The organism is Bradyrhizobium sp. HKCCYLS3077 (assembly GCF_051167555.1).
In the GTDB taxonomy this organism is placed as follows: domain Bacteria; phylum Pseudomonadota; class Alphaproteobacteria; order Rhizobiales; family Xanthobacteraceae; genus Bradyrhizobium.
The window spans coordinates 65143-77375 of record NZ_JBNPTH010000005.1 but is presented as its reverse complement, the minus strand read 5'-3'; the positions used below and the strand labels follow the sequence as shown (position 1 = coordinate 77375).

The window sequence follows — 12233 nt, the reverse complement described above, 5'->3', positions numbered from 1 at the left end:
ACAATGCGGCGCTAGCGCACCGGCCGCGACAGGTTCAGCACGAACACCAGCACCTCGGCGACGGCCTTGTAGAGCTCTTCCGGAATCTCGTCGCCGAGCTCGACATTGGAGAGCGCGCCGGCGAGCACCTCGTTCTCCTCGATCGGGATGTCGTGCGCCTTGGCGACCTCGATGATCTTGGCGCCGATCGTGCCCTTGCCCTTGGCGACGACGCGGGGCGCGCCGCCCTGGCCCTTCTCGTAATGCAGGGCGACGGCGAGCTGGGTCTTGTTGGCGGCCTTCACGTCGATGCTCATAGCGCGCGATCCAGGAAATGGCCGGCCTTGGGCGGCATCACGGCCGGCGGCGCGCCGTCCTGCACCACGAGATCGCCGGGCGAGAGCTCGGCGCGGCTGAGCGCCTGGCTCAGCTCGGAGAGGCCGGCGCGCAGCCGCGCGGCGGTCGCGGGACGCTCGGCCCACATACGCACCGAAGTGCGCTCGGCGTTGAAGGAGATCAGCGCATGCACGGGACCGGCCGGCTCGACGTCGAGCGAGAAGCGCGCACGCCAGGTGCGCTTGGCGGCATCCGGCGCCTGCGTGCCGCCGTCGCGCGAGATCTCGAACTGCGCCATCGCCGTGCCCTGCGGCGTGGCGAAGGGAATCTCGAAATTCCAGCGCGGCAGCGTGGGATCATTGCGCGGGGCCGATGCGTCCGGACGATCGGGCAGCGAGGCGACCTGCAGCAGGGTCTGGCGCGACAGCGCCTGGTCGGTCTCGTCGAGCAGGCGATGGGCGATTGCCGGCAGCGGCGAGTCCTGATTGAGCGTCGGCGTGGCGACATGCTGCGGCACAGGAGCCCCGCCGCGGAACGGCGGCGGCGGCGTGTTGGTGCGGACGACGACCTCGCCGCGGCCATTGCGTCCGGGAACGAGGCCGGCGGCGCGCGGAATCTGCTGCTGCGCTTCCTGCAGCACGGCGAGCACCGCGCCCGGGGTGAGCGACTGCGCCTTGGCGCCGGTCAGGCTCTCGAGCAGCGCCGCGCCGGACCGTCCCATCGCGGCGGCCCAGGGCTGCGGCGGCAGCTCGATGTCCAGGTCCGGCACCAGCGATGGCGCGGCGTTCTGTTGCGCGGCCGCGGCGCGCCCGGCCTCCGACAGCACGGAGGCGTAGGAGGCGCCGGACAGCGGCGTCGACGCGGTCGTACCGGGATCGACGCTCTGCAGCACCGACGCCAAGGTCTGGCGCAGCACGATCAACGCGGCCTTCAGGTCCGACGGCGCCGATGCGATGCTGCCCTTGGCGAGCGAGGTTTCGAGGAACAGGCCGGAATTCTGGACGGCGGTCTGAACGTCCTCTGCCGTCAGCGCCGCGGTCAGCGGCGTCTGCTGCGCGAGCACCTGGGCGACGGCGGCGCGCAAGGCGGGCGGCAGGTTGGGCGAGTCGGCGACCGCCTGGAGATCGGCGAACAACTGGCCCTGGCTGCCCTGGCGGGTCGCCGCCTCCTCGCTGGCGATCGAGACCGCGAGCCGCTCCAGCCCGGTCAAGGGGTCCGGTGGCGGGGCCAAGGTCGGCGCGAGGCGGCCGGTGACGTCGACGACGGTGGCTGCGGGAGTCGGGGTGCCGCTGGTGCCGGACGCCGTGCCCTGCCCGACGATCGCGAGCTGCAGGCCCTGCGCGGTCTGTGACACTGCGACCTGCACCGACTGGCCGGCCTGCAGCGGCAGCTCGGTGGCGAGTTCCAAGGACAGGTTTCCGATCGCGACCTGGACCAGGTTTTCGGCGAGCACCTGCTGCACCCTGGCGCTGATCAGCGCACCAGCCTGCAAGGTCGTCCCGGCCGTCGCGGTCGCGGGTGCGCTGGTCGCCGCGGTTCCCACGCCGCGGACGGCGCTCACTGATGGCGGCGGGGTGACACTCTGGACCATGCGCGTACTCGGGTTACGCGCGGCAGACTAGCGGTTCGCCCTAAACCCGGCGTTAACCGGCCTCAGGCCGTCGCATCGACCGCCCCGAGGATGCGGACGGCGGCGAGGTAATCGACCTCCCGGGCGGCGCGGCGGCTCATCGCCTCCTCGTCGGCGCCCCACTGCTCGACGTTCCAGTCCTCGTCGACATTGGCGGCGGCCCAGACCTGGCCGGCATCGCGGACGCCGTGGGCGAGCGCCAACGCTAGCAGCGCCGAGCCGGTCACGGTGGTCACGACATGCGCCGCCGCCACCGCCCAGGGGCCGGTCGGCAGCGCCTGATGCGCGGCGGCCACGGCGGCATCGGGCTGGGTCACATGCATGATGCCTTCGGAGAGGATGAAATGCGCGCCGAGCGTATCCCGCGCCCAGTCCAGCACCGGGTCCCAATGCGCGGCCTCGCGCTCCACCAGCCCCTCGGGATGGCCGGCGCGGTAGAACAGCAGGTCGGACTGGAGGTATCTGGCCATGTCCTCGCGCACGTCCTCGACGCGGTCGACCACGGATTGAACGACGCTGTTGGCGAAGCGGGTCAGCGGCATCGTCGCGGGATCGATGGTCTCGGCCTGTGCGCCCCACTCCGCGGCGACCGCCTCGGCAAGCTCGTGGACGGGCACAATGACAACCCGGCCCGAGGGCGTGCGGATCGGTCGTCCGTCGAGCGTGACGTGGTAGCCGCCCTCGGTCTCGGCCGTGCCGGCCTCCTTGTAGAAGCGCTTGCGCTGCGGCGCCCGCATCGCCTGCCGCGCCGCCTCCTGCGGATCGGGCTTGCCCTGGCCGACCACCTCGTCAAACAGCTCACGCATCGGAATTCCGGCCCTCTTGCAGGGAAGATCACACCAGATCGGTTGTTTGCGCGCTAGATAAGGCCTGATCGACCGAAATGCGAGCCGCCGATGCGTCTCCTGCTCACCGCCCTCCTCCTGCTCGGCAGCACCGTGACGGCTGCCGCCGGCTTCCGCACACCGGAATCGCTGGTGCGCAACGTCTATGCGCACTATGGCCAGGGCGCGCCGGAATTCTCCAGCGGCTTGCCGCGCACGAGCGAGGCGGCGGCGCAGTTCTTCGACCCGAGCCTTGCCAAGGCGTGGACCGCGCCGCGGCGCGAGCCCTACGATTTCCTGGTGCAAAGCCCGCGCTGGAAGCTCGGGCCGGTGGCGATCTCGATTTTACGCAAACAGTTCGACAGGACCTACGTCGCGGCCAGCTTCGACAACCAGGGACGCCGCGTGAGCCTCAACTTCATCGTGGTCAAGGGACCGGATGGCTGGGTCATCCTCGACGTCGAGACCCCGCACGATTCGCTACGGCTGTTTTTGGAGCAGTTCAGGAAGTGAGCATCGGAGCCGCCCATCACTTCGTCATTGCGAGCGTAGCGAAGCAATCCAGGGTGGTGTGCGGGGCTCTGGATTGCTTCGCTTGCTCGCAATGACGCGGTGAAAGCGCTCGAACTCAGTCGCAACGGAGGTGGGAGATAGACCGGCTCACTCCTCCGGCGCGTTCTCGATCGGGTCGAAGCGGTCGTGCTCGAGGCCGAGCAGGTTCCAGGATTGCAGCATGTGCGGCGGCAGCGGCGCGGTGGCGTCGATCACGCCGCCGCGCGGATGCGGGATGACGATGCGGCGCGCCAGGAGATGCAGCCGGTTCTGCAGCCCGCCGGGCAGCGACCAGTTCTCGATGTTGAAATATTTGGGATCGCCGACGATCGGGTGGCCGATATGGGCCATATGCGCGCGCAGCTGATGAGTGCGCCCCGTCACCGGCTTCAGCGACACCCAGGCGAGCTTGTTGGCGGAGGCCTCGACCACAGCGTAGTAGGTCACCGCGTGGCTGGCGCCCTCGTCGCCATGGGCGGCGACGCGCATGATGGTGTCGTCCTCGCCTTCGTCCTTGGCGAGATAGGTCGAGATACGGCCCTGCTTCGGCTTCGGCACGCCGGCCACCAGAGCCCAATAGACCTTGCGCGCGGAGCGATGGCGGAAGGCGCCGGTCAGATGCGTCGCGGCGAAGCGGGTCTTGGCGATCAGCAGACAGCCGGAGGTCTCGCGGTCGATACGGTGCACGAGCCGCGGCTTCTGGCCCTTGGCGTCGCGCATCACCTCCAGCATCTGGTCGATGTGCCGCGTCATGCCGGAGCCGCCCTGCACCGCGAGGCCGGCGGGCTTGTTGAGGACGAGCACGTCGTCATCCTCGTACAAGGTCATCGCCTTCAGGCTGTCGAGGGTCTTCTGCTCGGCCTCCGACAGCACGCCCGCGACCTTGGGCGCGTCGAGCTTGAGCGGCGGAATGCGGACCGTCTGGCCTTCCTCCAAGCGATCCTTGGAGTCGGCGCGCTTGCCGTCGACGCGCAGCTCGCCTTTGCGGACGATGCGCTGGATGTGGGAGAATGACAGGCCGGGAAAGCGCGCCTCGAGGAAGCGGTCGACGCGCATGTTGTTTTCGTCGGCGGTGACGACGACGGTCTGCACCTTCGTGGGCAGCACGGCCGTTTCCGGCTCGGGCTTCTTCGGCGGCGGCGCAGCGACTGGCTTGCGCTCGGACCGCTCGGAGCCGAAGCGCGCGGGCTTGGCCGCAGCGGCACGCTTGCCGCGCGGCTCGAACGTCTCGCGCCGATCCTCACGTTCGGCGCGCGGCGCGCGGACGCGGTCACCCTTGCCGCGCCCGAACTCGCTGCGCGGCGCTTCACGCTCGCCAGCAAAGCTCTCGCGCCGCGGACGATCGCCATCTGTCCGCTTGCCCGGTTCGCGCTTTGGCGCCCCGCGCTTGGCCGGCGCACCTGCGCTGCGCGCGGCTTCGGCCTTCGGCCGCTCATCTTTGCGGCGATCGGTCGGGCGGTCGGATCGGGTCTGGGTTCGCTTGATGCGGCGGCTCATGGGTGCTGCCTATCGCAAAAGCCCCTGCCAGTCACGGCGAAATCACGGTAAATCGGCCCGGCAAGGCATACCCTTGCGCGAATCGGACACGATCGGAGCTGACCTGATGATGCTGACGAGACTGGCCCTGACGATCCTGACGGCCGCGCTGACGCTCGGTGCCGCGCAGGCGCAGCAGAGCCCGATGCCGGACGACATCGCCTGGAAGCTGATCGAGATCGGCCGCGCCATCGACCCGCCGAAGACCGCTGCGATCTACGCGCCGCTGCAGGCGCGGGAACCCTACACCGGCGTCAAGGTGCAGCGCGACATCCGCTACGGCACCGCCGAGCGCAACCTGCTCGACGTTTTTACGCCGGAGACCGCGACGGCTGCGCCGCGCCCGATCCTGATCTTCGTGCATGGCGGCGCCTTCATCGGCGGCAACAAGCGCACCACGCCGGACAGCCCGTTCTATGACAACATCATGCTGTGGGCTGTGAAGAACGGCTTCGTCGGCGTCAACATCACCTATCGCCTCGCGCCGAAATTCCCCTGGCCCGCCGGCGTCGAGGACGTCGCAACCGCGGTGCAATGGGTGGCGGCGCATGCCGCGGAGAATGGCGGCGATCCCGCGCGGATCTTTCTGATGGGCCACTCCGCCGGCGCGGTGCATGTCGCGACCTACGTGGCGCATCCCGAATTCCACAAGGTCGGCGGCGGCGGCCTGGCCGGTGCGATCATGGCGTCGGGCGTCTACGACCTCACGGCGACGCCGCTCGGCGACCAGGAGATGGCCTATTTCGGCACCGATCCCTCGCGCTTCAAGGAACGCTCGTCGCTGCAGGGCTTGCAGGCGTCGTCGCTGCCGCTGATGATCGCCTCGGCCGAGATGGACCCGCCGCGCTTCGTCGAGCAGTTCGATCTGCTGAAGCAGGCTGCGTGCAAGCGGCCTGCGGGCTGTGCGCGAAGCGTGATGCTGCCGCAGCATAGTCACATGTCGGAGGTGTATTCGATCAATACCGAGGACGACCGGCTGACGCGGGAGATCGCGGAGTTCTTGCAGACGGGGAAGTAACAACGCGCTCTCTCCGCCGTCATTCCGGGGCGCGCGCCAGCGCGAGCCCGGAATCCATAGCCACGAATGTCTATGATGATGTGAGAATTTTGTGGCGTGAAGCCTTCGACTCGCGACTGCCTGTGGTTATGGATTCCGGGCTCAGTCACGCGCCCCTCCGGGGCACGCGACTGCCCCGGAATGACAGCTAGGGAAATTCGTTCGCTCTCTCCACTATCATTGCGAGCGCAGCGAAGCAATCCAGGATGGTGGGCGGGACTCTGGATTGCTTCGCTGCGCTCGCAATGACGTGGTGAAGGCATCGCACGACATCAACGGCACAGCCCGCAGCGACGCGTGTATCCCCTACCCGCCCCGCTCCTTCCTGAGCTTCGTCCAGTAATCCAGCCGCTTCCGGATTTCGCGTTCGAAGCCGCGCTCGGGCGGGTCATAGAAGCTCTGGCGGCCGAGCGCTTCCGGGAAGTAATCCTGCCCGGAAAACGCGTCGGGCGCATCGTGGTCGTACTGATAGCCCGAGCCGTAGCCTTCGCTCTGCATCAGCTTGGTCGGCGCATTGAGGATGTGCTTCGGCGGCAGCAGCGAGCCGCCCTCTTTCGCGACACGCTTGGCGGCGCCGAAGGCCTTGTAGGCGGCGTTGGATTTCGGGGCAGTGGCGACGTAGATCACGGCTTGCGCGATCGCGAGCTCGCCCTCGGGCGAGCCGAGGAAGTCGTAGGCATCCTTGGCGGCGTTGGCGATCACCAGCGCCTGGGGATCGGCGAGGCCAATGTCCTCCACCGCCATGCGCACGATGCGGCGCGCAAGGAAGAGCGGGTCCTCGCCGGCGTCGAGCATGCGGGCGAAGTAGTACAGCGCCGCATCGGGATCGGAGCCGCGCACCGATTTGTGCATGGCCGAGATCAAATTGTAATGGCCGTCGGCCGATTTGTCGTAGATCGGCGCGCGGCGCTGCAGGATCTCCTGCAACTGCACGGCGTTGAAGATCTCGCCCTTGCGCGCCGAGCGCCAGACCTCCTCGGCGAGCGTCAGCGACGCCCGGCCGTCGCCGTCGGCCATGCGGATCAGCACGTTGCGCGCGTCATCATCGAGCGGCAGCTTGCGGCCTTCGATCGCTTCGGCGTGGCTATAGAGCTTCTCGATCGCGGCGGCGTCGAGCGAATGAAACACCAGCACGCGCGAGCGCGACAGCAGAGCGGCGTTGAGCTCGAACGACGGGTTCTCGGTGGTCGCGCCGACCAGCACGACCGTGCCGTCCTCCATCACCGGCAGGAAGGAATCCTGCTGCGCGCGGTTGAAGCGATGCACCTCGTCGACGAAGAGAAGCGTGCCCTGCCCGGTCTCGCGCCGCGCGCGGGCGGCGTCGAACACCTTCTTCAGATCGGCGACGCCGGAGAACACCGCCGAGATCTGCTCGAAATGCAGCTCCGTGGCGTCAGCCAGCAGCCGCGCGACCGTCGTCTTGCCGGTGCCCGGCGGGCCCCAGAAGATCAGCGAGCCCAGCGTGCGCGTCTCCAGCATGCGCGTCAGCGCGCCGTCGGGGCCGAGGATGTGATCCTGTCCGACCACATCCGACAGCTGATGCGGGCGCAGCCGCTCGGGCAGCGGCCGCGGCGCGTCGTGCTCCATCCCCGCCGCAGCGAAGAGGCTCGGTCCGCCCTGTTGCGGCCGCTTCGGACTCATCCGCCGAGCGTAACGTTGATCTGCTGGCCGCCGCGCAGCACGGTGATGCGCCAGATCCGCGCGCCGTCGCGCGAGGCCTTGTCGAGGTCGTTGGTCTTGGCGATCTTCTGGTTGTTGACGGCCATGATGACGTCGCCCTTCTGGAAGCCGACATTGGCGGCGGTGGTGCCGTCGCCGGGCTCGAGAATGACGACGCCCTCGGTGTCGGCATCGAGATGCAGCTCGTCGGCGACGGCCGGCGAGATGTTGGCGACCTTGGCACCCTGGAACGGCGAGCGGCCGTTGATCACCATCTCGTTGCGGCCGGTGTCCGGCGCCGTCTCCAGCGCCACCGCGACCTTCACCGGCTTGCCGCCGCGCTGCACCTCGATCTGCGCGGTGCCGCCGAGCGGACGGGTCGCGAAGCGATAGTCGAAGGCGTTGGGATCATCGACGGTCTGGCCGTCGATCGACACGATCAGGTCCGACGACTTGATGCCGGCCTTGGCCGCCGGGCCATTCGCCACCACCGAGGCGACCAGCGCGCCGGTCGGCGAGCGCAGGCCGAGGCTCTCGGCGATCTCCGGCGTCACTGCCTGCAGGCGCGCGCCGAGCCACGGCCGCTTCACCGCCTTGCCGCCGGCCTTGGCCGAGGCCACGACGACGCGGACCATGTTGGCGGGAATCGCGAAGCCGATGCCCTGCGAACCGCCGGACTTCGAATAGATCGCGGTGTTGATGCCGACGAGGCGGCCGGTCATGTCAACGAGCGCGCCGCCGGAATTGCCGGGATTGATCGCGGCGTCGGTCTGGATGAAGAACTGATAGTCGGTGATGCCGACCTGGGTGCGCGCCAGCGCCGAGACGATGCCGTGGGTCACGGTCTGGCCGACACCGAACGGATTGCCGATCGCCAGCACGACGTCGCCGACCAGCAGATCGTCGGAGTTGGACAGTTCGAGCGTCGGAAACTGCTCCTTGGTGCCCTTCAGCCTGAGCACGGCGAGGTCGGTGCGGCTGTCCTTCAGCACGATCTCGGCCTCGAACTCGCGCTTGTCGGCGAGCGACACCTTCACCTCGTCGGCGCCCTCGATCACGTGGACGTTGGTGACGACCAGGCCGGACGCATCGATCATCACGCCCGAGCCGAGCGAGCGCTGCATCTGCTCCTGCGGGCCGCCCTGCAGGCCGAAGAAGCGGCGGAAGATCGGATCGTCGAGGAAGGGGTTGCGGTTCTGCACCACCTTGGCGGCATAGACGTTCACGACCGCGGGCTGCACGCGCTGCACGATCGGCGCATAGGACAGCCTGAGCTCGGCCTGGGATTGCGGCACGCGCCGGTCCTGCGCCGCGAGCGGAGACGCGGCCAGCAAGGAGAGCAGCAGGACCAGTGTGGAGCGAATCAACGTCATGCGAAAAATCCTGGACAATGAGGACTTCGATATAGGCGGAACGGCCGGTGCGGCCAAGCTCAGGCGGCCGGATGCGGCGTTTTGATGGTCTCCGCCACGGGGGCGCAGGACAGCCGCTCATGGTGCCGCTCGCCCCAGCTCCGGAGCACTTCGATCACCGGCCGCAGGCTCTCGCCGACCTCGGACAGCGTGTAATCCACCCGCGGCGGCACTTCGGCATAGACCTTGCGGACCACCAGCCCGTCCTCCTCGAGCGCGCGCAGCTGCTTGGTCAGCATCCGCTGGGTGATGCCCGGCATCAGCCGCCGCAGCTCGCCGAAGCGCTGGCTGCCGCCCTGCAGGTGGTAGAGGATTACGCCCTTCCACTTGCCGTCGATCAGATCGAGCGTGGCTTCGACCGCGCAGCCCGGTCGACGGGCGAAATTCTTCCGTTTCATCGCGTTCTGGCCCAATAGTATCCAAATGGGGACTAGTTCCCTGTTTTTACAGTACTTGCAGGAATGGCGCCAGCAGGACAATTTCGCCCCATCACCGGCCAGCCCAGGAGGTTGTTCATGAAGTCCATTGGTTACCAGCAGTCGCTGCCCATTTCCGAGGAGCGCGCGCTGTTCGATTTCGAGACCGCCAAGCCCGAGCCAAAAGGGCGCGACATCCGGGTCGCGGTGAAGGCGATCTCGGTCAATCCCGTCGATACCAAGGTGCGCAAGCGCGCCGCGCCACCCGCAGGCGAGACCAAGATCCTGGGCTATGACGCCGCCGGCGTCGTCGAGGCCGTCGGCCCTGACGTGACGCTGTTCAAGGCCGGCGACGAGGTGTTCTACGCCGGCTCGATCCTGCGCCAGGGCACCAACGCCGAATTCCATCTCGTCGACGAGCGCATCGTCGGCCGCAAGCCCGAGAGCCTGTCGTTTGCCGAGGCGGCCGCCCTGCCCCTGACTTCGATCACCGCCTGGGAGTTGTTGTTCGACCGGCTCGGCGCCGTCCCAGGCAAGAGCCTCGACAACCGCACTTTGCTCATCACTGGTGCGGCCGGCGGTGTCGGCTCGATCCTGATCCAGCTCGCGCGCCGTCTCACCGGCCTCACGGTGCTCGCGACCGCGACGCGTCCGGAGTCGCGCGACTGGTGTCTGTCACTCGGCGCCCATGCGGTCGTCGATCACGGCAAGCCGATGAAGGAGCAGATCGAGGCGCTGAAGCTGCCGCCGGTCGGCCTCGTGGCCAGCCTCACCCACAGCGACCAGCACTACAAGGCGATCGCCGAATTCATGGCGCCGCAGGGCAAGTTCGGCCTGATCGACGATCCCGCCGAGTTCTCGATCGCCCCGTTCAAGGGCAAGGCGATCTCGATCCATTGGGAGTCGATGTTTACGCGCTCCTCGTTCACGACGCCTGATATCATCGCCCAGCACAATCTGCTCAACGACGTCTCCGACCTGATCGACAAGGGCGTGATCCGCACCACGCTCGGCGACAACTACGGCACCATCAACGCCGCTAACCTCAAGCGCGCGCATGCGCTGATCGAGAGCAACAAGGCCCGCGGCAAGATCGTGCTGGAGGGATGGAGCTAAGTCGTAGCGCACGTAAGGTGGGCAAAGCAGCCGCCGTCAGGCGGCAGCGTGCCCACCGTCGAGCGGCAGGGCTTTTGCACGCGGTCATGCGGAGCTGTCTCGGCGAACGATCCTGTCGATGATTATCTCCGTCATGCCCGGGCCCGCCCCGGTCAACGGAGGGACTAGGTCCGCGTCGACGTCTTGTAGAACGGCGTATGCTGAGTGCCGTCGAAATAGCCGTCGTAGAACTGCTTGACGTGCGGAAACACGGCAAGGCCAAGCTCGCGGCGGGCAACCTCTTCGTCGCTGCGCGGCTTGGCCAGGATGCCGGCGATTTCGGCCAGGACCTCGTCGCGGTTGATGCGGGTGAAGCGGCCGCCGGCATAGACGACCTCGCCACCGACATAGACGGCGGCGACATGCTGCGACTTGGCGCGCTGCACCAGCGCATCGAGCATCGGAATGTCCGGATCCTGGAACGGATAGGTCGCGGCGTTCCAGTCGACCAGCACGGCATCGAACAGCTTGCCCTCGGCGAGGCGGCCGATGCTGTCGCCGAAGGCGGTGGTCTTCGCGCCGCCCTCGGTCGCCATGCGTACGATCTGCGGCGCGGTCGGCACCTCGTCGTCCATGCCGGGCGTGCGGTGGACGCGCAGCGCCAGCTTCAGCTCCTGCAGCATGTCGCGGTCCTCGTTGATCCCTGCTTCGTCCAACCCCATTCCGATGGTGATGCCCTTCTTCTCCCAGACATTGAGCGGCGCCAGCCCCGAGCGCAGCCGGAAGTTCGACGAGCAATTGTGACAGATGCAGGTCCCGGTGTGGGCGACGATGTCGATGTCCTCCTCGGTCAGCCAGACGCCATGGCCGAGGGTCATGTGCGGGCCAAGCACGCCGAGATCGTGCAGATGGCGCACGGCCGTCTTGCCGGTGCGCCGCCGCGCATATTCCTTCTGATACGCGGTCTCCAATAGATGCATGTGCATTGGCACCTTTGCAGACCGCGACTTCTCGTGCAGGGCCACGAGACCGTCGTCGGTGCACCAATGCAGATTGGCCGGCGCGAGCTGGATGCGTGTCAGCGTTTCGCCGGCATTATCGGCAGTGAGCACGTCGAACAGCTTGATGTAGTCCTCGAACGGCACCTGCTGTGCCTTCAGATACGCGGCCAGCCGCTCGTTCCAAGGCGACGGCAGCCGGGCGCAGAACGCCTCGTCGGCCTCGTAGACCAGCCGGTTCTGCTCGCGCACCGCGTAGCAATAGGAGGCGCGCATGCCGATCGCGCGATAGGCCTGCAGCACCTTGGTGGCGGCGCCATGGATCGCATCGAAGCCGCCCGCCATCCAGCCGTGAATGTGCTGCACCGTGGTGACGCCGGAGGCGATCATCTCGAACGCCGAGTACAGCGTGTCGAGATAGAGATCGATGCGGCGCGCCGGCAGCCGGCTCGCGAACCACAATTCCAGCGCATGATCGGGCGAGCCGAGCTGCAGCGGCGTCAGCCCGACATGGTGGTGGCTGTTGACGAAGCCCGGCAGCATCACCTGGTTCGGGTGGCGCGTCACGGTCGCCTGCGGCGCGAGACGTTCGAGCTCCGCGATCGGCCCGACCGCAACGATCACGCCGTCACGGGCGAGCACCGCGCCGTCCTCGATCACGACGGGCGTGTGGCGATCCTGGATGCCGGACACGACCCACTTCGCGCCAACCAACACTTCAGCCATGTCTCGTTCTCCT

At 67.8% G+C, this 12233-nt stretch carries 11 protein-coding genes; 3 read left to right on the top strand and 8 right to left on the bottom strand.

Annotated features, from left to right (window positions below; genetic code table 11):
* Positions 1-11 precede the first annotated feature (11 nt).
* From ACQR0Z_RS20815 to ACQR0Z_RS20805, 3 genes are all read right to left on the bottom strand, one after another.
* Positions 12-296: an EscU/YscU/HrcU family type III secretion system export apparatus switch protein gene (locus ACQR0Z_RS20815; protein ID WP_434858723.1), complete on the bottom strand. Its 285-nt coding sequence runs from the start codon at positions 294-296 to the stop codon at positions 12-14.
* On the bottom strand, positions 293-1906 hold the full coding sequence (locus ACQR0Z_RS20810; protein ID WP_434919838.1) for a flagellar hook-length control protein FliK: 1614 nt from the start codon (positions 1904-1906) through the stop codon (positions 293-295). The genes ACQR0Z_RS20815 and ACQR0Z_RS20810 overlap by 4 nt, the downstream gene beginning before the upstream one ends.
* A gap of 62 nt (positions 1907-1968) precedes the next feature.
* A complete protein-coding gene (locus tag ACQR0Z_RS20805) occupies positions 1969-2751 on the bottom strand; it encodes an ATP12 family chaperone protein (protein ID WP_434919837.1) in 783 nt (260 codons plus the stop codon).
* 90 nt (positions 2752-2841) lie between these two features.
* Here ACQR0Z_RS20805 and ACQR0Z_RS20800 point away from each other — a divergent pair, with 90 nt between their 5' ends.
* A complete protein-coding gene (locus tag ACQR0Z_RS20800; protein ID WP_434919836.1) occupies positions 2842-3282 on the top strand; it encodes a hypothetical protein in 441 nt (146 codons plus the stop codon).
* Positions 3283-3429: 147 nt separating this feature from the next.
* Here ACQR0Z_RS20800 and ACQR0Z_RS20795 read toward each other — a convergent pair whose 3' ends face one another.
* The gene (locus tag ACQR0Z_RS20795; RefSeq protein WP_434919835.1) at positions 3430-4818 is read right to left on the bottom strand and encodes an RluA family pseudouridine synthase; all 1389 of its coding nucleotides are present in this window, start codon (positions 4816-4818) and stop codon (positions 3430-3432) included.
* Between the two features lie 106 nt (positions 4819-4924).
* Between ACQR0Z_RS20795 and ACQR0Z_RS20790 the strand changes: the two genes are divergently transcribed.
* Entirely contained in the window at positions 4925-5875 is a 951-nt protein-coding gene (locus tag ACQR0Z_RS20790; protein WP_434919834.1) for an alpha/beta hydrolase, read from the top strand.
* Positions 5876-6220: 345 nt separating this feature from the next.
* Here ACQR0Z_RS20790 and ACQR0Z_RS20785 read toward each other — a convergent pair whose 3' ends face one another.
* From ACQR0Z_RS20785 to ACQR0Z_RS20775, 3 genes are read right to left on the bottom strand one after another with little or no spacing between them, the layout of a single operon-like run.
* Positions 6221-7555: a replication-associated recombination protein A gene (locus ACQR0Z_RS20785; protein WP_434919833.1), complete on the bottom strand. Its 1335-nt coding sequence runs from the start codon at positions 7553-7555 to the stop codon at positions 6221-6223.
* Positions 7552-8946, bottom strand: a complete 1395-nt coding sequence (locus ACQR0Z_RS20780) for a DegQ family serine endoprotease (RefSeq protein ID WP_434858716.1) — start codon at positions 8944-8946, stop codon at positions 7552-7554. Before ACQR0Z_RS20780 ends, ACQR0Z_RS20785 begins: the two co-directional genes overlap by 4 nt.
* A 59-nt stretch (positions 8947-9005) precedes the next feature.
* Positions 9006-9383, bottom strand: a complete 378-nt coding sequence (locus ACQR0Z_RS20775; RefSeq protein WP_434919832.1) for a winged helix-turn-helix transcriptional regulator — start codon at positions 9381-9383, stop codon at positions 9006-9008.
* Positions 9384-9500: 117 nt separating this feature from the next.
* Between ACQR0Z_RS20775 and ACQR0Z_RS20770 the strand changes: the two genes are divergently transcribed.
* Positions 9501-10517 (top strand): zinc-binding alcohol dehydrogenase family protein, encoded by a 1017-nt coding sequence (locus ACQR0Z_RS20770; RefSeq protein ID WP_434919831.1) that lies wholly within the window; start codon positions 9501-9503, stop codon positions 10515-10517.
* Positions 10518-10681: 164 nt separating this feature from the next.
* Here ACQR0Z_RS20770 and ACQR0Z_RS20765 read toward each other — a convergent pair whose 3' ends face one another.
* Entirely contained in the window at positions 10682-12220 is a 1539-nt protein-coding gene (locus tag ACQR0Z_RS20765; RefSeq protein ID WP_434919830.1) for an amidohydrolase family protein, read from the bottom strand.
* Between the last annotated feature and the right edge of the window lie 13 nt (positions 12221-12233).

Coding starts and splice junctions, on each gene's coding strand:
- ACQR0Z_RS20815 (WP_434858723.1), bottom strand. CDS start 296: ATGAGCATCGACGTGAAGGCCGCCAACAAGACCCAGCTCGCCGTCGCC.
- ACQR0Z_RS20810 (WP_434919838.1), bottom strand. CDS start 1,906: ATGGTCCAGAGTGTCACCCCGCCGCCATCAGTGAGCGCCGTCCGCGGC.
- ACQR0Z_RS20805 (WP_434919837.1), bottom strand. CDS start 2,751: ATGCGTGAGCTGTTTGACGAGGTGGTCGGCCAGGGCAAGCCCGATCCG.
- ACQR0Z_RS20800 (WP_434919836.1), top strand. CDS start 2,842: ATGCGTCTCCTGCTCACCGCCCTCCTCCTGCTCGGCAGCACCGTGACG.
- ACQR0Z_RS20795 (WP_434919835.1), bottom strand. CDS start 4,818: ATGAGCCGCCGCATCAAGCGAACCCAGACCCGATCCGACCGCCCGACC.
- ACQR0Z_RS20790 (WP_434919834.1), top strand. CDS start 4,925: ATGATGCTGACGAGACTGGCCCTGACGATCCTGACGGCCGCGCTGACG.
- ACQR0Z_RS20785 (WP_434919833.1), bottom strand. CDS start 7,555: ATGAGTCCGAAGCGGCCGCAACAGGGCGGACCGAGCCTCTTCGCTGCG.
- ACQR0Z_RS20780 (WP_434858716.1), bottom strand. CDS start 8,946: ATGACGTTGATTCGCTCCACACTGGTCCTGCTGCTCTCCTTGCTGGCC.
- ACQR0Z_RS20775 (WP_434919832.1), bottom strand. CDS start 9,383: ATGAAACGGAAGAATTTCGCCCGTCGACCGGGCTGCGCGGTCGAAGCC.
- ACQR0Z_RS20770 (WP_434919831.1), top strand. CDS start 9,501: ATGAAGTCCATTGGTTACCAGCAGTCGCTGCCCATTTCCGAGGAGCGC.
- ACQR0Z_RS20765 (WP_434919830.1), bottom strand. CDS start 12,220: ATGGCTGAAGTGTTGGTTGGCGCGAAGTGGGTCGTGTCCGGCATCCAG.